This is a genomic window from Mesorhizobium sp. M0771 (assembly GCF_040320155.1).
Taxonomy (GTDB): Bacteria; Pseudomonadota; Alphaproteobacteria; order Rhizobiales; family Rhizobiaceae; genus Mesorhizobium.
In genome coordinates this window covers 127,333-146,680 of sequence record NZ_JAMYPC010000007.1, presented here as the reverse complement: position 1 = coordinate 146,680, position 19,348 = coordinate 127,333, and the positions used below count along the sequence as shown (strand labels likewise).

Genomic DNA, 19,348 nt, shown 5'->3' with positions numbered 1-19,348 from the left:
AGCCCGGCGCGCTTGGTCGTTGTCCACAGCGAGGCCTGCAACCAAGCAGCCGCGCACTCATGCAGAGGCGTCCCCGCTCAGGTTGAGCTGCGTAACAGGAAAAACTCTGTGGAACTTCTCAATGGTATTGCCGCGATCTCAACAACCGGCCTCAATCCACGTAAGCCCAGCACAGGTGAGCCGATCTGCGAGCGCGTAGATCCGTCGGCCCTATTCGTCGACCATGAGTACCAGCGTGCTATTGGCGAAAAAGGCCACAGACAAATCCGGCAAATCATCGAGAGGTTTTGCTGGACGAAATATAAGCCGCCGATCTGTGCCTACGCCGAGCATGGCGGCAAAACTATCTTGAAGGTGCTTGACGGGCAGCACACTGCAATTGCAGCTGCGAGTAATCCTCATATCGATCTTATCCCGGTGATGATCGTCGACGCGCCCGACACCCAGACCCAGGCAGCGGCATTCGTCGGTCAAAACACTCAGCGGCTTGGAGTTACCGCACTGCATCTCCATCACTCTGCGGTCTTAGCGGGTTTTGAGGACGCTGTGGACGTTGACCGTACCTGTCAGCGGGCCGGGGTCAAAGTTCTTAAGAATCTGCCCAAGTCGGGCAAATATCAGCCTGGCGATACGATTGCGATTTCGGCCATCAGGGGCCTCGTCGCCCGTCGTGAACCACTGGGAGCGCGGATCATCCTTGAGGTCTTGGCCAAGGCTCATTTGGCACCCATCACCGCAACTCACATCAAGGCTGCCGAGTACGTCATGACCGACAGTGAGATGTCGATAAAGCTCGATCCCGATGATCTGTCGAAAACGATAGGCGATCTGTACCTGTCGGCCGAAGACGAAGCGAAACTAATGGCGAAGACCCATCGCACGTCGGAATGGAAGGCGCTCGGATCAATCTGGTACCGCAAGACAAAGAAGAAGCGACAGGTGATGCGCTTGGTCGCCTGAAACGGCGCGCCGCGGCGAATTGACGGCGCGGCGCACCCCAACGGAGTTTCGTATGACGAAAGCAGCAAAGAAAACCAAGCCGACCGCGCCAAAGATGCGCAAGGGTGAGGCCGAACAGGTGAAAATCCGTCGCGACCTCGGCCATGACTTCGCTGTCCAGACGGATGATTACGGGCGCGATCGGCTTATCGCCGGGACGGCAGAAGCGCGTCGGGTCTACGATGTCAGCAATGGCGGCTATATCAGCACGGGTGGCATAGCCCGGGTTCGCAAGGTCGATCCCCTCAAGGGCATCTCGAGCCTGACGTACAAGCAGCGGGAGGCCGGTACTCGCTATCGCGCTGACTTCGAACTGGCCACGCGCGAGGGCCTGAAGACCATGGGCATGGGCGAGCGCGTGGACGGAGGGCGGTCCGGAGCGAGTGTCCCGGCCAAGCTGATCGACAACCATGCTGTCATGGCGCGGGCGCGGCAAGCTCTGGTCTATCCCGAGATACTGGCTGTAATCGATGCGGTATGCGGTCTCGGGATGTCAATCAAGGAAGTGGCGCAGCGGGAGAACGTGGTCCGAGACATTCCCGCCCAGCTTTTGCGCATGGGTCTGGAACGCCTCGTTTTCCACTACGGGTCGCAGTCAGCAACGCGTCACAACAGTTGAAACGTGCCGTCACGTATGGTAGATATTTGGCCACGGTGACGATTTGCGCCGAAACCCGCCTAAGTCAGGCGGGTTTTTTGTTGAGCAGCGAAGCAGGAAGCTCCTCCAGAGACGCGGATCGCTCTTCTTGCAGCCTGACCGTCTCAAGTGAGCGTTGGCTCGATCCCCGGCGGGTTAAGCCTTATCCGCTGACCGGCCGCAAAATTCCTGGCAAATTCTTCGTTCTCGAAAAGATGCTGGGTGGTTTCGCCGTTCTCAAAGATCTGCACCGCCCATTGGCCGTCGATCCTTTCGACACGAACACCATTTGTACTCTCGTCCACGGTCGCCACTCCCAAACACGAGCCCCAACGAACCATTTCAGTCGCAAGGTTCAAACGTATAATTCCGCATGCGCTCAGACCGCAAGGTGCCTCAATGCCCGCAACAGAGCTGACCCCGAAGCAAGCGCGCTTCGTCGAAGAATTCATGATCGACCTGAACGCCACACAGGCGGCAAAGCGGGCCGGCTACAGCGAATTGACAGCCCAGGTGCAAGGATCGCGCCTATTATCGAATGTTATGGTTGGCGAGGCCATCGCAGCCCGCCAGGCGGCCATCGCTCAGAAGCTCGGCGTCACGCAGGAACGCATCGTGGCCGAGCTGGCGAAGATTGCCTTTTCCGATATTCGCAAGGCGGTGCAGTGGGGCCGCAGCCCGATCGACACGGAATCGGAAAACGCCAAGCCGAATGGTCTCGGCATCTATCCGGTCGAGTTGGTCGGCAGCGACAAGATTGACGACGACACGGCCGCAGCGGTGTCCGAGGTTTCGCTCACCCAAACCGGTATCAAGATCAAGATGCACGACAAGAAATCGGCGCTGGTCGACCTGGGCAAGCATCTCGGCATGTTCAAGGAACGCGTCGAGCTCACTGGCAAGGACGGCGCTGCGCTCGTCCCCGTGGTCAATGTCCGCCTCCGCAGCCGCAGCTGAAATCAATCTCGACCTGCACGACAAGCAGGCGCTGGCATTCGAGACGGAAGCAACCGAAGCGCTCTATGGCGGTGCTGCTGGTGGTGGCAAGTCGCACCTGATGCGCGCGGCCGCAATCACGTGGTGCGCCGAAATCCCAGGCCTTCAGGTCTACCTCTTCCGCCGCATCCGCGACGACCTGATCAAGAACCACATGGAAGGCCCGCAAGGCTTTCGCCAGATGCTCGCCGGCTGGGTGGAATGCGGGTTCGTCACCATCGTCGAGGATGAAATTCGGTTCTGGAACGGATCGAGGATCTACCTTTGCCACTGCAAGGACGAGAAGGACCGTTTCAAATATCAGGGCGCTGAAATCCATGTGCTGCTGATCGACGAGCTCACCCACTTCACCGAAGTGATTTACCGGTTCCTCCGCAACCGCGTGCGCATGGTCGGGATCAAGGTTCCACCGCAATACGCCGGCCGGTTCCCGCGCATCCTGTGTGGCGCCAATCCGGGCGGCATTGGTCATCAGTTCGTCAAGGCAACGTTCATTGACGGCGCGCTGCCGCTGAAGGTGTACAAGGCCGAAATCAGCGAAGGCGGCATGCAGCGGCAGTTCATCCCTGCCCAGCTCGAAGACAATCCGTCGATGAACGACAACGATCCCGGCTATGAAAGCCGGCTGATGGGTCTCGGCTCGGAAAGCCTGGTGCGCGCAATGCGCTTTGGCGATTGGGATGTGGTCGAGGGCGCCTATTTCGAAAACTTCGAACGCCGCCGGCATGTCGTCAAACCGTTCGCCATTCCAGACCACTGGACACGCTTCAGGGCGGGCGACTGGGGCAGCGCCAAGCCGTTCTCATTCGGTTGGTATGCGGTGGCGTCCGACGACACGATCGTGCCGTCTGGCGTGGCTGGCGCGCCGGGCATCGTCATTCCACGCGGAGCGCTCGTAAAATACCGTGAGTGGTATGGCGTGAAGATCGATAAATCGGGCCGCTATCTGCCTAACACAGGTCTGAAGCTGCACGCCGAAGCCGTCGGCGCCGGTGTCCGGCAGCGCGACTATGACGACACGATCAGCTACGGCGTGCTTGACCCTGCTGCCTTCAGCCAGGACGGCGGACCATCTCTCGCCGAGCGCATGGCGAACGGGACGAACGCTAACGGATCGACCTTCCGGCGCGCGGACAACAAGCGAACGGCTGGACGCGGCGCAATGGGCGGCTGGGATCAGTTGCGCGGTCGACTGACTGGCGACGAGGACGGCCGGGCGATGCTGTTCTTCTTCGAAACCTGCATCCACACGATTCGGACACTGCCGGCGCTGCAGCACGACGAGGCGAACCCGGAAGACCTCAATAGCGACCAGGAAGACCACGCCGCCGACGAGACGCGCTACGCGTGCATGTCGCGGCCATGGGTAGCCAAGACCAAGACGCCGGCTCCCAAGGTGCCACAGGGCCATGTCCAGCTTCCCGGCGTGCCTGACGACGGCAACGGGCGTCGAAGGATTCGCATATGATCAACGACACTGAAGACGAGATCGACAGCACCGCAGATGATGCGGTCGACCCGTCGCTGAAGCCGAAGGCCTCGAAGGGCTGGCTGAAGCTGATCACGGATCAGGAGAAGGCCGGCTTTGCCGACTATCAGACGCGCTGCACCAACATCCAGAAGCGGTATGCCGATCTGGAGCGCCTGGCGAACGTCACCCGCGACCGCGAGTTTCAAATCTTCTGGGCCAATATCGAAGTCCTGAAGCCTTCCATGTATTCCCGTCCTCCGGTTCCGGTTGTGGCGCCGCGCTTTCAGGATAGGCGACCGCTCCCGCGCACGGCATCGGAGCTTGTCGAGCGCTCGACGGCAGTTACGTTCGATAGGCAGAACATTGACGGCGTGATGCGCCTGGTGCGCGACGACCTGGCTACGATTGCGCGCGGCTGCATGTGGATCCGGTATGAGACCAAGAGCCGAGAGAACGGCTATACCGAAACCGTCTGCATCGAGCACAAGAACCGTCGCGACTTCGTGCATGATCCCGCCCGCAACTGGAAAGAGGTGGACTGGGTCGCCGGCGGCGCATGGATGACGCGCAAAGAGATGCGCAAGCGCTTCAAGGCGACGTCGGGCAACGCCTATCAGGATGCCGAGTTCACCAAGCGCAAGGACGACAAGAACAACACCGACGGCAAGCTGAAGGCGCGGGTCTGGGAACTGTGGTCGAAGTCTGAAAACAAGGTGGTGTGGCTGTCACCAGGCGTTGATGTCGTGCTGGACGAGGGCGCGCCGCACCTGACGCTGGAGAACTTCTTCCCGTGTCCGCAGCCGGCCTATGGCACGTTGCAGCCGGAGAGCCTTATCCCGGTCCCCGATTACGTCTTCTACAAAGACCAGATCGAGGAAATCAACGACATCACCAACCGCATTTCGGCATTGACTGAAGCGCTTCAGGTGCGTGGTTTCTATCCGGCCGGCGCCGGCGAAATTGGTGATGCGATCGAGGCCGCCGTTAAGGCGCGCGATCCGCGCCAGATCATGGTTCCGGTCAGCAATTGGGCTGCTTTCGGCAATGGATCGGCCAAGGACACGATTGTCTGGCTGCCGACCGACATGGTGGCGTCGACCATCACGCAGCTGATCGCGCTTCGCAAGCAGCTTATCGAGGACATTTACCAGATCAGCGGCCTGTCCGACATAATGCGGGGCGAGAGCAACCCGAACGAGACGCTCGGCGCGCAGCAGATCAAGACGCAATACGGCTCTGTTCGCATCCGCGACCGGCAGAACGAGCTGGTGCGCATCGCTCGCGACGCGGCGCGCATCATCGCCGAGGTGATGGCAGAGAATTTCCAGTCGAAGACGCTGCTGGAAATGAGCCAGATGGAACTGCCGAGCGATGCCGATATCGCCAAACAGGTAAAGCCGCTGGAGGCCCAGGCCAAGAGCATCGAGAAGGAATTGCAGGGCGCGTCGAGCGATCCTGAAGTCGCCGCGATGGCGAAGCAGAACCCGGAAGCCGCGCAGCAGATCATGCAGCAGGCTCAGGGCCAGATTGCCCAGATCGCCAATCAGATCGAGGAGCTGAAAAAGACCGTCACCATCGACCAGGTGATGGACTTCCTGCACGACCAGAAAATCCGGCCGTTCAGTCTCGACATCGAGACAGACAGCACCATCCAGCCCGACGAGAACGCCGAGAAGCAGCGCCGCAGCGAGTTCCTGACGGCGCTTGCTGGTACGCTCGCCCAGCTTGGCCCGATGGTGCAGGCGCAACCTGAGACGGCTCCCTTTGCTGCCGAGGTGCTGAAATTCGCCATGGCGCCGTTCCGCCCCGGTCGCAGCATGGATGCGACGATCGACCAGTTCGCCGAGCAAATGAAGGCGATGGGTTCCCAGCCTAGGCCAGATCCCAGCGCCGGCAAGGCGGAAGCTGACGCCAAGGCCAACGAAGGCAAGATAGCGGTGGAAAAGGCCAAGTCTGACGCCGCAATGGCCAAGTCACAAAGCGACGCGGAAATCGCAAGGACCAAGGCGGAGGCCGATATCGCCCGGATCAACGCCGATGCCGCGCAAAAGCAGCGCGAGGCCGATATCCGCATCCGCGAGATCGAGGCCAACTCGGCCGCCGCAGCTCAGAAGCACGAGCAGGACATGCAGAAGGGTCAGCTCGAAATCGAAAAGCTGCGCCTTCAGGTGCTCGGCCAAGCGCAGAAGAACGCCGCGCCTCAGCCAGCTGCTGCTCAACTTTGAAAAGGACAACGCCATGCCAGTCAGTGCTGATGAACTCTGCCGGGGCGGCATGAGCTATCCGGTGGCAATCGAGGTTGCCCGCCAGATGAACGCGGGCCTCACCAATGGCAACGTCGACCGGCTTATGGCCGTCGGGATTCCGGGCGAGCAGGCGAAGGAAATTGCCAAGCAGATCAACGCCGGCGCCTTTGATGCTCACAAGCTGGCGCTGACCAACGTCAACCCGGGGGTCGCAACGACGCTGAAGCGGGCTAGCGGCCTGTAATGGCTTACACGTGGATCAATCTCGGCGACGGCCGGCAGGTTTTTCGCAAGGTGGATACCGCCAAGCCGAAGCGCTCGCATCTATCGGCGCCAATGATCAATTCGGACACCATGTCCGAAGTGCAGTCGATGCACGACGGCAAGGTCTACACCTCGAAATCGGCACTGCGCGCGACCTACCGCGCCGCCGGCCTGGAGGAAGTTGGCAATGATCCGGCACGGCTACGGCCCCGCAAGCGTCCGAAGGTCGACCGCAAGTCGATCAAGGAAACGGTGCTGAAAGCAAAAGCCCGATTTGACAGCGGGGAACGGGTCCGAGCGCCGTGATCAGCGCCGGCCTCGCCAACGCGATCGAGGCATCATTCAAAGCCAGTCGCCTCGATATTGGCCAGCAGGCTGTCTTGTGTGTCGCCATGCTTGAGGGCGCGCTGTCCCTGATCATCCGAACGACATCGGGGCGAAGATGGAAGAGAAATTGCTGCGCGGCATCACGCGCGAGCACATCGACCAGGCGCTGGAATTAATGCGCCAGGACTACCAGTAACCAGCAATCCCTCAGACGGAGCAATCCCATGGAAGACTTGAACGGAGGCGCTTCGGCGCCCGCCGAAATCTCGACTGTTGCCGACGACGTGCAGACGCCGACTCCGATCAGCACCGAACCAAACACCGCCGAGCCCAAGCCGGAACCGGAAGCGAAGAAGGCCCCGACCGCTCGCGAAGCGCTGAAGGCAGCGGCCGAAAAGGTCGATGAGAAAGCCAAGGCCGAAGGGACCGACACCGGCAAGAAACCAGTGGAGGCCCAGCCCAAGCCGGCCGAGAAGGCTGCTGACAAGACCGACAAGACGCTTCCCGATCCGAAGCCTACCAAGGACGCGAACACGACTCAGCAGCCTGCCAAGCCGGCAGAGACAGCCAGGACCGAGCCCGGCAAGGCGCAAACCAGCCATGCCGAGGCGCCAGCGCGCTTCAAGAGCGATGCCGCTGCGATGGCCGAATGGGAAAAGGCTCCCGACCCGGTCAAGGCAGCCGTTCACCGCTCGATCCGCGAGCTTGAAGCCGGCATCGAAAAGCACCGCGTGCCAGCGGAGGAATTCGAGAAGGTCCGGGACTTCCACGAACTGGCCACCAAGAACAACACCACGATGCGCGATGCGATGACGCGCTACACCAATCTGGAGCGGACGCTACTCTCGGACCCGCTGAAGGGCATTGAAGCCGTCTGCGACTATGCCGGCATCTCGCTTCGCCAGCTCGCTGCACATGTCATGGGCCAGAAGCCCGACGAGGTGCAGGGCCAGAATGACGCGACGATCCAGCAGCTCAAGCGCGAGATCGAGACGCTGAAGCATAGCGTAGGCGGCGTCACCAACACGATGCAACAGCAGCACGTCGCAACGATCGATGCGCAGGTGCAGAAGTTCGCGGCAGACAATCCACGGTTCGAGGCCCTGGCCGAAGACATCGCCTTTTTCCTGAAATCGGGCAAAACCGCCGATCTGGCCGAAGCTTACAAGCTTGCGGAAATGCTCAATCCCGACCCGGCCTCATCGACCGCCACAGTTTCAGCAGCGCCTCAGACGCGCACCGCTCAAAACCCCCAGGCTCAGACCCTGAAGGGCCAGAAATCCATCACAGGCGCGCCCTCGGCTGGCTCAGACCCGGCAACGAAGCGGGCTTCAACCTCAATCAAGGATTCGCTCCGCCGAGCTGTCGCTCAGGCCGGGTGATCCCCGTCATAAAGGAGGGCCGACATGGCTCTTACTTCCGTAGAAAAGAACCAGGAGATTTTGTCTCTGGCGCTTGAGGATCGAGCCTCGGGCTACCAGGACCTGGTCTCCAATTCCAACGCCTTGCTCAACGTGCTGAAGCGCAAGGGCAAGTTCAAGGAATACTCCGGCCCGAAGATCCGCCAGCGCCTGCTCTATACCAAGACGGGTTCGGCGGTCTGGTATAACGGCTTCGACTTCCTCAACCCGGTTCCGGCCGAGTTGTTCAACGACGCCGAATACTCGCCGAAAATGTGCGCCGTCGCCGTCACTCTCGCGAACGAGGACATCCTCAACAACGAGGGCGAAAACCAGATCATGGACATTCTGGAGTCTCATATCGAGGCTGCGGAAGGTGAGCTGCAGGACGAGGTCGATATCTCGCTCCACGGCAACGGCACTCGCTTCGGCGGCAAAGAACTTGGCGGCCTCCAGCTCGCGGTTCCGACTGTGGTCAACTCCGGCGTCTATGCCGGAATCGACCGCGGCGCCAACGCGATTTGGCGCACTTCGGTGTTCGACGCGAACTCTGCCTTCCCGGCTATCGGAACGCAGGTCACGGCGACCACCATTCGCCCGATGCTCAACTCGATCATGACGCAGCGCTCGCGTGGCACCAGGGCCGCCGATCTCCTGCTGATGTCGCCGGAGCATTACGCGGCCTATGACGCGGCCACCGTGGCAATCCAGCGCGTCAACGATGTTTCTGGGCTCGGCAAGCTCGGCTTCACGTCGTTGAAATACTTCGGCGCCGGTCGCTCTGCTGAAATCGTCCAGGAAGGCGGCATCGGCTCCAACATGCCGGCGAACACGACCTATGGTCTGGACACCGACACGCTCTGGCTCCGCTACCACCCGGAACGCAACTTCAACAAGATCGGCAAATCCATGATGCCGATCAATCAGGACGCGAATGTCCAGTACATCGGCTTCATGGGCGAACTGACGATGAACAATCCGCTGTTCCAGTGGAAGCTCATCGACAGCAACCCGGCCGCGTAAAGGAGAGGATCCAGAAAAATGGCTTACGTTCCTCACACTCCGCATCTCGGCCTTCCGCCGATCGCCGCAACGCTCCCGGCCTCTACGGCGGCCGGGCGCTCCACTCCTGGCCCTTGGCTTGGTCAGATCATCCAGGCGCAAGATCCGGTCTACGGCGTCGGCGAGTTCATCTATCTCGCCGGCGTCGCCACCACCGGTGTCGGCTCGTGGGTGCTCTACAATCCTGACGACTGGTCGACGGTGCTCCTCGGCCTCGACATGATCGGTTCCGTTGCAGTCGCCATGTCCGCGAATGTCGCCAGCCAGTTCGGTTGGTATCAGATCAAGGGCAAGGCGATCGGCAAGGCTCTGGTCGGCTTCCTCGACAATGCCAACGTCTACGCCACGGCGACCGCCGGCAGCGTCGACGATGCTGTTGTCGCTGGCGACCGCGTCAAAAACGCCAAGGGCGCTTCTGCGGTCGGCGTACCGTCTGCCGGTCTCGCAGAGTTCGAGATCGATCGACCGTACGTCGACGACGCTCTGGCCGCGTAAACGGGCCAATTCCAACAGGACACTGAAACGGGGGCTTCGGCTCCCGTTTTTCTTTGCACCCTCTCAGACAGGAGTTTCGCCATGAGTGCGAACCAGAACATCGTCAACGTCGTTTTTCGAAATCACGTCATCCCCAACGAACAGGCCAGCAGGTCCGCCGGCCGGCCGATCTTCACCGATATGGAGGTCTGCGACCTTTCATTCCCGGCAAACCGCCAGACCAAGGCGACCTATCCGGCACATGATGCCGAACCGAACGCCACGCGCGAGAGCATCGCGGCCGGCGGCGGTCTCGTCACGTATGCGCAGCTCTACAACAAGCAATATCTCGCCTTCAAAGACGGAACCTCTCAGCCGCTCTCCGGCACGCCGCTGTCCGAAGCGCCGTTCCTGAAGGAAGGCAAGCGCCGCGAACTGAAGGCTCTCGGCGTCCACACAGTCGAGCAGCTTGCTTCGCTGGACGGCACCCCGCTGAAGCAGCTCGGCATGGGCGGACGCGAGCTGAAGAACCAGGCGCAGGCTTATCTCGACAATGCGGCCGGCAGCGCCGACATCGTCAACCTTGCGGCTCAGGTCGCGGCCCTGACCCAGCAGTTGGCGGATGAACGCCGGCTGCGCGAGGAGTTCATGCAAGCGGGAAAGCCACTGGAGGGCGCCACCGCGACGGCCAAAGATACCACCGCCGACGATGAACCCGGCGACGAGGACGAGGAAACCAGCGAGGACGAGGACGGCGACGAAGAGACCGAGCCGACCACGCCGCCAACCGCTGCCGAAATCGAGGCGATGGATGATGAAGCTCTGAAGGTCTACATCGCCAAGGAAACGGGCTCGCGCCCGCGCGGCAATCCGAACCACGACACCTTGGTCGCTGCGGCCAAGGAACTGGCGATGGTGGACTGATCGCAATGACGATCCTCAGCGTCATCAAGGATGTCTGCACGGTCATCGGCTTGACCGTGCCGACCGCCGTCTTTTCGTCGACCGACCGCGAGCATATCGAATTGCAGTCGCTCGCCAACGAGATGGCGCAGAGGATCGCATTCGACACACGGGACTGGACCAAACTCAAGACGCTTGCCACGCTCACCGGCGACGGCGTTTCGACCGGCCTCAATCTCCCGGCCGATTATCAGCGCATGCTGAAGAAAGCGCGCGTCTGGCCATCAGCAAGCCCATATACATCGCTCACGCACTATCCCGACAGTGACGAGTGGCTGGGCCTGGCGGTGCAGAATTTTCAGATCCTCGTCGGCGCCTGGACGATGATCGGCGATCAGATCCAGATCAAACCCGCGATCCCCAACCTTGCCACGGCGCAATTCTACTATCTGACGAACAAAATCATCAAGGACAAGGACGGCGTGACAAAAGCAGCTTTCACGGCTGACGATGACGTGTTCCGCCTCGATGAGCGCGTTTTGAAGCTCGGCATGATTTGGCAATGGAAGGCCAACAAGGGGCAGTCCTATTCCGAGGACATGGCGACCTACGAGGATGCCATCGCGGTGTCAGCCGGTGCCGACAAGGGCTCCAACATCCTGGCCGTCGGTCGGCGCCGCTCGACGATTGACGCCGACTTTGCCTTCCCGGGAGTAATCACGCCATGAGGGCCGGCTTCAGGCGCGTTCCTGTTGCTGCCCAATCGCAGCAGCGGCACAGCACGCTTACATTTCCAGCACCGATCCGGGGCAAGATTTCGAATGAAAATCTCGCTGCATCGAAGCCGCAGGGTGCCCGCGTCCTCGAGAACTGGTTTCCGACGACAACCGGCATCCGATTGCGTGGCGGCGAGAAGAAGAAGGCGACGATCGGCACTATCGCAGTGGTCAGCATGATGTCCTATGACGCGTCGCCGGGCCGGTTCATGTTCGCGGCGGATGGCACGAAGATTTTCGATGTCACGAACCCTGCCAACCCCAATGTAGCGCCGGCTCCCGTGGTCTCCGGGCTGACCAGCGGTTATTTCTCCTATGTGCAGTTCGAGACCGCTGGCGGCGACTATCTGTCGGCCGTGAACGGCACGGACAGCATGCGCCAATTCGACGGCACGGCATGGACCACGGTGGCCGCGCTGGGCACCATTGCCACGAACAAGCTCTCGCACGTCTGGACCTATCGCAACCGCGAATTCTTTATCCAAAAAAACAGCCTTACGGCGTGGTTTCTACCAGTCGATACCATTGCCGGCGCCGCCGTCGATCTCTCACTAGCCGGTGTCTTCCAGAAGGGCGGATCGCTGCTTTTTGGCGGCACCTGGTCACTTGATGCCGGCGACGGTGTCGACGACAAATGCGTATTCGTTTCGACCAAGGGCGAGGTAGCGGTCTACGAGGGTGCAAACCCGGCCGATCCGAATGACTGGTCGCTCGTAGGCCGCTATGACATGTCGCCGCCGCGCGGCAAGCGCGCAGTGATGCAAGCCGGTGGCGAACTGCTGATCGGCATGGATGATGGCATCATTCCGATTTCCCAAGCCATCCAGAAAGACCGTGCGGCGCTTTCGATGATCAGCGTTTCGCGCAACATCGAGCCGGACTGGCGCAGGGAAGCTGCGGCTCGCGCCAACCTGCCTTGGGAAATCCTGAAGTGGCCGCTGTTCAATATGGCAATGGTCTCGCTGCCGGCGGATGTCGGACAGGATGCGAGGTGCTTCGTCGTCAACCTGCAAACCGGTGCATGGGCAGACTACACAGGCTGGGATACGCGATGCCTAGTCCTGCATGACGGCTGGGCCTATTTCGGGACGTCAGACGGCAAGATCATGCAGTGTGAGGTCAGCGGCAGCGACGACGGTGCCCCTTACGTCTGCACGTATGTTGGCTTGTTCGATCATATGAAGTCGCCGGCCCGGAGCAAGATTGTCCACATGGCGCGGACGGTCTTTCTGGCCAGCCGCAAGTTCGTCACCAAGCTATCTGTCTCAAAGGACTATCAGGTCTCGCTGCCCTCGGCGCCGGCTTCAGTTGCCGACGACACCCTCTTTGACGAATGGGATAGCGGCCTCTGGGATATCGCCAAATGGGACGCCAGCGCGACGAAGATGGTTTCGACCAAATGGGTATCCGTGGGTCTGACTGGTTTCGTCATCGCTCCTCAGGTGCAGGTGACATGCGGTATCACTCCAGCGCCTGACGCCGAGCTGGTGGCGATCGACATGACCTATGAGGTCGGGGGCGTCGTCGTTTGAAGCTCATCTTCGGCAATGACCCGGTGGTGGCGAGGTTCGTTGCCGGCATGACGCCAGGCTGCGAGGCCGGATTTGGCAACTGCAAGGCGATTGGCGTTGGTGACGATGAGACCGGCGAACTTGTTGCTGGCATGGTGTTTCACGACTGGCAACCAGGACCGGGCCTGATCCAGATTTCGAGCGCTTCGAAAACGCCGCGATGGCTGACGGCGGATGTCCGCCACATCATGTTTTCGTATCCGTTCGACCAGATCGGTTGCCAGATGGTCGTTCTGCAGGTTTCCGCAAAGAACGAGCGCATGGTTCGGATCGCGAAAGCCTTCGGCTTCACCCCTTACCTGATCAAGCGCATGCGCGGCCGCGACGAAGACGGCTACGTTTTCACGCTCACTGAAGAAGACTGGCGCAACGGCCGTTTTACGAGGAAGACAAATGGGTAAAGCCTCAGCACCTAAGCCGCCAGATCCCAAGGAAACTTCCGCGGCGTCGACCGGTACGAACATCTCGACCGCTATTGCCAACTCATATTTGAACAATGCCAATCAGGTCGGGCCTGATGGCACGATCACCTATACGAACAGCGGCACGCAATCGATCACTGACCCCTATACGGGCAAGACCTATCAAATCCCGACGCGCACCGCGACGACTACGCTTTCCGCTGCGCAGCAGGCGATCAAGGATCAAACCGACAAGGCCCAGCTGAACCTCGGCACCCTTGCCAACAACCAGTCGTCATTCCTGAATGACTATATGGCCAAGCCCTTCGACGGCTCGAACGATGCCACGGAGGCGCGACTGCTGCAGCTCGGGAAAGCGCGCCTGGATCCAATCCTTGCTCAGCAGCAGGATGCTTTGGCAACGAAGCTTTCAAATCAGGGCATCAAACTTGGCTCGGCCGCCTATGACCGTGCGATGGCCCAGCAGGGCCAGAACGTCAACGACGCCAACAACCAGTTGATCCTTTCGGGGCATGGGCAGGCGTTCGCGGAGGGGCAGGCAATCCGCAACCAACCGATCAACGAAATCACGGCGCTGCTTTCGGGATCGCAGGTCAGTTCGCCACAGGCCGCCGGCTATACCGGCAGCACCATTCCGACAACCGACAACGCCGGGCTGATCAATCAGAATTACCAGCAGCGCGTCGACGCAGTGAATGCAAAAAACGCGCAGACCGGAAGCTTGGTCGGTGGTCTTTTTGGTCTCGGCAGCAAGCTCATCGGACTATCCGACGACGACGCGAAAAAGGACAAGGAACGGCTCGCCGAAATCACCCCGGAAATGGGGCTGTGGAAGTTCCACTACAAAGGCGAGGCGAAGGGCGCTCCGATGCGGCTTGGGCTCATGGCCAGCGAAGTCGAGAAGGTCCGACCCGATGCTGTTTCGCGCCGGCCTGACGGTTATCGCCAGGTCGACTACGGCAAAGCTCTGTCGCTGGGGGCCTGAGACATGGCGTTGTCATTCATCTTCGATGCCGAGAAGGGCGAGACGCCTGCGTCCGTCGCCAAGAAGCGGGCAATTGTCCAAGCGCTGATGTCTTCTCAGCGCGCGCCGCAGAACATCGGCGAGGGCTTGAATGCGCTCGGCGATGGCATCGTGCAGAATGTGCTCAACAGGCGCGCCGACGCGGCAGAGACCGCTGGACAAGCCCACGCGACCGATGCTTTCGGCGGCATGATCAACGCCGGCACCTTCCCTGCGGCTCCGGGCGCTCCGGCGCCGGCCTCTTCTGGCGGCACAGCAGACTATCATGGCGACCAACTGGCATGGGCTGATGCCGCGCCCTACCAGAAAGCGTTTCTGAACACGCTCGCAGGCCCGGAAAGCGGCGGCCGCTACGACGTCATGTATGGCGGCGGCAAATTTAGCGACTTCTCTCGCCACCCCAACCAGGCGAACCGCATCCAGACCGGGCCGAACGCCGGTCGCACGTCTTCAGCAGCCGGGAAATATCAGTTTCTCGGCCCGACGTGGGACGAAGAGGCGAAGGAACTCGGCCTGCCCGACTTCTCGCCCGCCAACCAGGACAAGGCGGCGTGGAACCTCGCTGCGAAAACCTACAAGGCCAAGACGGGACAGGACCTCGCAACGGTCCTTCAGTCCGGTGATCCGGCCCAGATCGCGACGGTAGGAAAAACACTATCTGGCACCTGGACCAGCCTTCCAAGCGGCATTGAACAGGGCACGACGACCGATCGCTTTGTGGCAAGCTATCAGCGCGCACTTGGCGCTGGCGCGACTCCAGCGCAAGCCACGCAGGTTGCCCAGGAGCAGTCACAAGACCCGGTTCAGGTTGCCTCGCTCGATCCCTCCGCTGGCATGACACCAGCCGCAGCCCCCCTCACCGCCATGGCACCCGGCACCACGGCTCCTGCGTATGATCCCAGCGGCCTCCCTCCGCTCGATCCTAATGACCCGATGGCACCCGCAACGCGTCCGACTTATCCAGGCGCTCCGCAAGGATCTGGCACAGCTGGTGAAGTTCGCCGCGGCGCCGACGGCAAGACCTATCAGTTTGTCGAGACAACTGGCATGGCCGGCGCGACCGGTGATCAGGGCTGGATTCCAGTCAATGCCAATTCGCCGTTGCCCAATCCCGGCCCCGGTGAGCCTGCCGCGACCACGCCGGCCGGCCAGCGCGTGCTGTCAACAACGATGAGCCCGGAACCGCTGAGCGGTCGCGGTGGCGTCGTGCAGGCCCTCAGCGCGGCGCTGCAGCCCGCACCAGCAGCGGCAGCCCCGTCGCCGGTCGTTGCGGCACTCGCGGGCGCTCAGCAGCCTCAGCAGGCCGCAGCAGCCTCTCCCGGCGTCCAGAAGGTCGCTCAGGCGATGTCTCCGCAGGAAGACCTGTCCAGCATCCCGGTAGAGGCTGGCGGCACTGGCGGCGCTATCCAGCCCGGTCAGGGCGGTCCGTCTATTCAGCAGATCATGCAGGTTGCCGCTGACCCGTGGGCATCGCCCGAGCAAAAGGCGATGGCCAATATGATGCTCCAGCAGAAAATGCAGGAGGCCGATCCTTTGCGGCAGCTGCAAATTCAGGCTGCGCGCAAGTCTCTGGCCGTTCCGCCGAAGCAGTGGCAGAAGCTGGACGACGACACCCTGTTCGATGCGGCCAGCGGCGAGACGAAAAGCATTTCAGGCGGCGGCCCGACGAAGTTCGAGGGCAACGGCCTCGATGCCCAGGCTTGGAACATCCTCTCGACCGCCGATCCCGCTTCGCGAGAATATGCGACTGCCTACGCCATCATTTCGCAGCCAAAGACGCAGATGGTGCAGACGCCTGATGGCATGGTGCCTATTCAGGTGCCGCCCAACCTTCCGGCATGGCTACAGGCTCCCGGTGGTGGTGCCGTGCCTGCCGCGCCAGCCGCGCCAGGAGTGACTTCGCCCGCTCAGGTAGCGCCTCCTGCTGCTGGGGCACCGGCTCCCGCCGTCGTTGCGCCGCCTTCGGCCGCTCCTTCTGCAGGAGCCGTCATCCCCGGCACAATGAAGCCGACAGAAACACAGCGGAACCGGGTTTCCTCGGTCAACCAAGCGTTCGATGCCATCACCGGCGAACTCGACCGCTATTCGGAGCTGGTCGCCAAGACCGGCATCCAGGCAATGCCCGGCGCGTCCAAGGACAATCTGAACACCGTCCGCCAGGGTATCATGTTGCAGATGAAGGAACTCTTCAATCTGGGTGTCCTCAATGGGCCTGATCTCCAGTTGATGGAAAACATGATCTACGACCCGGTTGTCGACCTGACCAAGGTCGGCGGGGCATGGAACCTTCCGAGCCAGGTCTACACCGCAGCTACTGGCGGGGCGGGTGACAGGGCGGCCAACAGCGTCAAAGAGCTGAAGCGCATGCTGGAAGGCATCAAGGCTTCGGTCGACCGGACGACGGCCGAGCCGAACGCTCCAGCAGCATCGCCAAATCCGGATGGCTGGAAAGATGTCGGCAACGGTGTTCGGATCAGGGTGAAACCATAATGGCGACATTCGAAATTCAAGGCGCGGACGGCAAGACCTACGAAGTCGATGCGCCCGACGAAAAGACCGCGCTGAGCGCCCTCGGACAGGCGGGCGCATCCTCAGGTCCGGATGCCCGCGCTCAAGCGGGCATTGGGCTCGCCCAACAGATGCATGCGCTGTCACCCGAGCAAAAGCGCGCGATTGCCGGGGTCGATCAAGAGACGTTGCAGCCGAACCGCGTTCCTGCCTTCGCACCACCTGGCTACAATGCGCTCACCGACAGGATCGAGGGCGACGATGCTCTGAGCAAAATGCGCACCACCTCGGGCGGGATTCTGGAGGGCATCCCGATCTTGGGCCCAATGATCCGGGGCGGCGTCGATCGTGCAGCTGCTGCGACAATCGCAGGAGCGTCTGACGAGACCTATGACCAAGTTCTGAAGCGCATCCAAGCGGGCACCGTCGCTGAAAAGTCGATGAACCCGAACCTCGACAAGGCGTCACAAGTCACGGGCGCTGTCGCGGGCACTATCCCGGCGATGGCGGCAGCGCCTGGGGCCTTCGGTATTGGCGTGGCGTCGGCGCCGTTGCGCTTCGGCGCCAGTGCTTTGACCGGCGGACTTATCAACGGAACCGATGCGGCAGTCCGTTCTGGAGGAGATCCTGCGGCAACAGGCATTGGCACGGTTACTGGAGCCGGCCTCGGTGTGCTCGCCCCGGCTATCGGCCCTCTCGTCGGCCGAGGCGTCAAGTATGTTGCCGATGGCTGGAACCTCGGCGGTGCAGCCAAGGAACTTGGCATCGACAAGGTTGCCGCGGCGATGCTGTCAAGGGCGGCAGGGCGCGACGCGCTCGATGCCGGCGCGCTGGGTCAGATGGACAAGCTCGGCCCCGGCGGAATGATCATGGATCTGGGCGAAAATCTTCGATCGCAGGCCGGCGGCTTGGCAGCGTTGCCCGGAGAAGGCAAAGCCATTGTTCGCGGGGCCGTCGACGCGCGCAATGCCGGTGCAAACCAGCGCATCACCAGCACGATCGACCAGGAACTTGGCCCAGCCCCTATCCCATCGCGCATCAATGCCGGCATCGACGTGAACCAGGCCAACCTGTCACCGGAATATCGGGTGGCCTTTGCCAACGCTTCGCCGGTCAATACGCGACCCATCGCCACCTATCTTGATCGGGAAATCCAGACCCTTCGCGGCGAGGCGCAGCGCGGTCTACAGCGTGTCCGCACGATGCTGAACCGCACCGGCACCCAAGAACTGGAAAGCAATCCCGTAACGTTGCTTGAAACCCGCAAGGCTATTGATGGCATGCTGGAAACGACGGTGGAAACGAACGCCCGCAACGCGCTTCAGACGGCCAGACAGGCTGTTGATGACGAGTTGCGCGCTTCCGTGCCCGGCATCAAAGAAGTCGACAGCAAATTTGCCGAGCTGGCCCGCCAGCGGGAGGCGGTCGGACGCGGTCAACAGGTGCTGTCCAGCGGCCGGGAAGCGCCGAGGCCCGCCGAGCTCGCCCAAGAAGTGCAGGAAGGTGCGTTGCCGCAAGGCATGCAGATCGGCCCGTCTGCTGTCCCTATGCGGCTGCGCGAGGGCGCGCGTGCCGAGATTGAGCGCATCGTGGGGACAAACGCAAATGACCGCGTTGCCCTTCAGCGCCTCATCAAGGGCGAAGGCGATTGGAACCGCAGTCGTCTTGCAACGCTTTTCGGCAAGGACCGAGCCGACCGCATCATCGGTCTTCTCGATCGCGAGAAGCATTTCGCAGACACAACCGATATTGTGACGCGGAATTCTCTCACCGCAGCCCGCCAGGCTTCACAGCAGGAACTCACCGGCTCCGGCGCCGAGGCCTTTGGTGTCCCTCAGGCTTTCATGGCAGGCGGGGTAGCGGGGGCGGCCCGGGCCACGGCCATGAAAGGCGTTGACGCGGTCGTTGAAGCACTCAGCGGCATCAAGAACGAAGCCACGCGCAGGGCTATGGCCAAGATCCTCACCAGTAACGATCCGGAAGTGCTTGAAACGCTTCTTCGTGCCGGCCGTGGCTCGCGTGTAAATGCGTCAGAGGTCGATAAAGTCTCTCGCGCGCTGCTCCTCTCGCAAGGTCAGCGTTCGGCGCTCCCACACCAATAGCGCAACGAAAACCGCTGTCGTTCCCATAACGCCAACGGCAAGACCGATGACGAATTGGGGCTCGACGCTTCGGAGAAACCCTCCAAGCACGTCGTGCAGCACGACCATGACGCCAATCGTGATCACAGCAGCGATGACCTGAAGAATTCTGACGCGCATGCGCGCG

18 protein-coding genes are annotated in these 19,348 nt (G+C 61.4%); 17 read left to right on the top strand and 1 reads right to left on the bottom strand.

The window, feature by feature from the left end:
* The first annotated feature begins 108 nt into the window (after positions 1-108).
* On the top strand, positions 109-960 hold the full coding sequence (locus NKI05_RS13410) for a hypothetical protein (RefSeq protein ID WP_352499011.1): 852 nt from the start codon (positions 109-111) through the stop codon (positions 958-960).
* Between the two features lie 52 nt (positions 961-1,012).
* Positions 1,013-1,618, top strand: a complete 606-nt coding sequence (locus NKI05_RS13405) for a DUF6456 domain-containing protein (protein ID WP_352499010.1) — start codon at positions 1,013-1,015, stop codon at positions 1,616-1,618.
* Between the two features lie 143 nt (positions 1,619-1,761).
* On the opposite strand, the gene NKI05_RS13400 is transcribed toward NKI05_RS13405, so the two are convergent.
* Positions 1,762-1,941 (bottom strand): hypothetical protein, encoded by a 180-nt coding sequence (locus tag NKI05_RS13400; RefSeq protein WP_352792443.1) that lies wholly within the window; start codon positions 1,939-1,941, stop codon positions 1,762-1,764.
* A 94-nt stretch (positions 1,942-2,035) separates the two neighbouring features.
* On the opposite strand from NKI05_RS13400, the gene NKI05_RS13395 reads away from it, so the two are divergent.
* The 15 genes from NKI05_RS13395 to NKI05_RS13325 all read left to right on the top strand — a co-directional run bounded on the left by NKI05_RS13395 (position 2,036) and on the right by NKI05_RS13325 (position 19,182).
* On the top strand, positions 2,036-2,593 hold the full coding sequence (locus NKI05_RS13395) for a terminase small subunit (RefSeq protein ID WP_352792442.1): 558 nt from the start codon (positions 2,036-2,038) through the stop codon (positions 2,591-2,593).
* Positions 2,568-4,100 carry a terminase large subunit domain-containing protein gene (locus NKI05_RS13390; RefSeq protein ID WP_352792441.1) on the top strand — a complete coding sequence of 511 codons (1,533 nt, stop codon included), beginning with the start codon at positions 2,568-2,570 and terminating at the stop codon, positions 4,098-4,100. Before NKI05_RS13395 ends, NKI05_RS13390 begins: the two co-directional genes overlap by 26 nt.
* Positions 4,097-6,328, top strand: coding sequence for a hypothetical protein (locus NKI05_RS13385; RefSeq protein WP_352792440.1), 2,232 nt, complete (start codon positions 4,097-4,099; stop codon positions 6,326-6,328). Before NKI05_RS13390 ends, NKI05_RS13385 begins: the two co-directional genes overlap by 4 nt.
* A gap of 13 nt (positions 6,329-6,341) precedes the next feature.
* Positions 6,342-6,593 carry a hypothetical protein gene (locus NKI05_RS13380; protein WP_156932552.1) on the top strand — a complete coding sequence of 84 codons (252 nt, stop codon included), beginning with the start codon at positions 6,342-6,344 and terminating at the stop codon, positions 6,591-6,593.
* Entirely contained in the window at positions 6,593-6,919 is a 327-nt protein-coding gene (locus NKI05_RS13375) for a hypothetical protein (RefSeq protein ID WP_352792439.1), read from the top strand. Before NKI05_RS13380 ends, NKI05_RS13375 begins: the two co-directional genes overlap by 1 nt.
* Before the next feature lie 245 nt (positions 6,920-7,164).
* Complete coding sequence (locus NKI05_RS13370; protein WP_352792437.1) at positions 7,165-8,322, top strand: hypothetical protein; 1,158 nt, start codon at positions 7,165-7,167, stop codon at positions 8,320-8,322.
* 24 nt (positions 8,323-8,346) lie between these two features.
* Positions 8,347-9,363, top strand: a complete 1,017-nt coding sequence (locus NKI05_RS13365) for a phage major capsid protein (RefSeq protein ID WP_352792436.1) — start codon at positions 8,347-8,349, stop codon at positions 9,361-9,363.
* Between the two features lie 18 nt (positions 9,364-9,381).
* Positions 9,382-9,897, top strand: a complete 516-nt coding sequence (locus NKI05_RS13360) for a hypothetical protein (protein ID WP_352792435.1) — start codon at positions 9,382-9,384, stop codon at positions 9,895-9,897.
* Between the two features lie 81 nt (positions 9,898-9,978).
* Complete coding sequence (locus tag NKI05_RS13355) at positions 9,979-10,800, top strand: hypothetical protein (protein ID WP_352792434.1); 822 nt, start codon at positions 9,979-9,981, stop codon at positions 10,798-10,800.
* Positions 10,801-10,805: 5 nt separating this feature from the next.
* Entirely contained in the window at positions 10,806-11,507 is a 702-nt protein-coding gene (locus NKI05_RS13350) for a phage adaptor protein (RefSeq protein ID WP_352792433.1), read from the top strand.
* A gap of 170 nt (positions 11,508-11,677) precedes the next feature.
* Positions 11,678-13,087: a hypothetical protein gene (locus tag NKI05_RS13345; protein ID WP_352792432.1), complete on the top strand. Its 1,410-nt coding sequence runs from the start codon at positions 11,678-11,680 to the stop codon at positions 13,085-13,087.
* The gene (locus NKI05_RS13340; protein WP_352792431.1) at positions 13,084-13,527 is read left to right on the top strand and encodes a GNAT family protein; all 444 of its coding nucleotides are present in this window, start codon (positions 13,084-13,086) and stop codon (positions 13,525-13,527) included. Before NKI05_RS13345 ends, NKI05_RS13340 begins: the two co-directional genes overlap by 4 nt.
* Entirely contained in the window at positions 13,520-14,533 is a 1,014-nt protein-coding gene (locus NKI05_RS13335; RefSeq protein WP_352792430.1) for a hypothetical protein, read from the top strand. Before NKI05_RS13340 ends, NKI05_RS13335 begins: the two co-directional genes overlap by 8 nt.
* A gap of 3 nt (positions 14,534-14,536) precedes the next feature.
* Positions 14,537-17,062, top strand: a complete 2,526-nt coding sequence (locus tag NKI05_RS13330; RefSeq protein ID WP_352792429.1) for a glycoside hydrolase family 24 protein — start codon at positions 14,537-14,539, stop codon at positions 17,060-17,062.
* Positions 17,062-19,182: a hypothetical protein gene (locus NKI05_RS13325; RefSeq protein ID WP_352792428.1), complete on the top strand. Its 2,121-nt coding sequence runs from the start codon at positions 17,062-17,064 to the stop codon at positions 19,180-19,182. Before NKI05_RS13330 ends, NKI05_RS13325 begins: the two co-directional genes overlap by 1 nt.
* Positions 19,183-19,348 lie beyond the last annotated feature (166 nt).

Bases quoted from the DNA above. Each gene is read 5' to 3' on its own strand.
- NKI05_RS13405 (WP_352499010.1), top strand. From the start codon at position 1,013: ATGACGAAAGCAGCAAAGAAAACCAAGCCGACCGCGCCAAAGATGCGC.
- NKI05_RS13395 (WP_352792442.1), top strand. From the start codon at position 2,036: ATGCCCGCAACAGAGCTGACCCCGAAGCAAGCGCGCTTCGTCGAAGAA.
- NKI05_RS13390 (WP_352792441.1), top strand. From the start codon at position 2,568: ATGTCCGCCTCCGCAGCCGCAGCTGAAATCAATCTCGACCTGCACGAC.
- NKI05_RS13385 (WP_352792440.1), top strand. From the start codon at position 4,097: ATGATCAACGACACTGAAGACGAGATCGACAGCACCGCAGATGATGCG.
- NKI05_RS13380 (WP_156932552.1), top strand. From the start codon at position 6,342: ATGCCAGTCAGTGCTGATGAACTCTGCCGGGGCGGCATGAGCTATCCG.
- NKI05_RS13375 (WP_352792439.1), top strand. From the start codon at position 6,593: ATGGCTTACACGTGGATCAATCTCGGCGACGGCCGGCAGGTTTTTCGC.
- NKI05_RS13370 (WP_352792437.1), top strand. From the start codon at position 7,165: ATGGAAGACTTGAACGGAGGCGCTTCGGCGCCCGCCGAAATCTCGACT.
- NKI05_RS13365 (WP_352792436.1), top strand. From the start codon at position 8,347: ATGGCTCTTACTTCCGTAGAAAAGAACCAGGAGATTTTGTCTCTGGCG.
- NKI05_RS13360 (WP_352792435.1), top strand. From the start codon at position 9,382: ATGGCTTACGTTCCTCACACTCCGCATCTCGGCCTTCCGCCGATCGCC.
- NKI05_RS13355 (WP_352792434.1), top strand. From the start codon at position 9,979: ATGAGTGCGAACCAGAACATCGTCAACGTCGTTTTTCGAAATCACGTC.
- NKI05_RS13350 (WP_352792433.1), top strand. From the start codon at position 10,806: ATGACGATCCTCAGCGTCATCAAGGATGTCTGCACGGTCATCGGCTTG.
- NKI05_RS13335 (WP_352792430.1), top strand. From the start codon at position 13,520: ATGGGTAAAGCCTCAGCACCTAAGCCGCCAGATCCCAAGGAAACTTCC.
- NKI05_RS13330 (WP_352792429.1), top strand. From the start codon at position 14,537: ATGGCGTTGTCATTCATCTTCGATGCCGAGAAGGGCGAGACGCCTGCG.
- NKI05_RS13325 (WP_352792428.1), top strand. From the start codon at position 17,062: ATGGCGACATTCGAAATTCAAGGCGCGGACGGCAAGACCTACGAAGTC.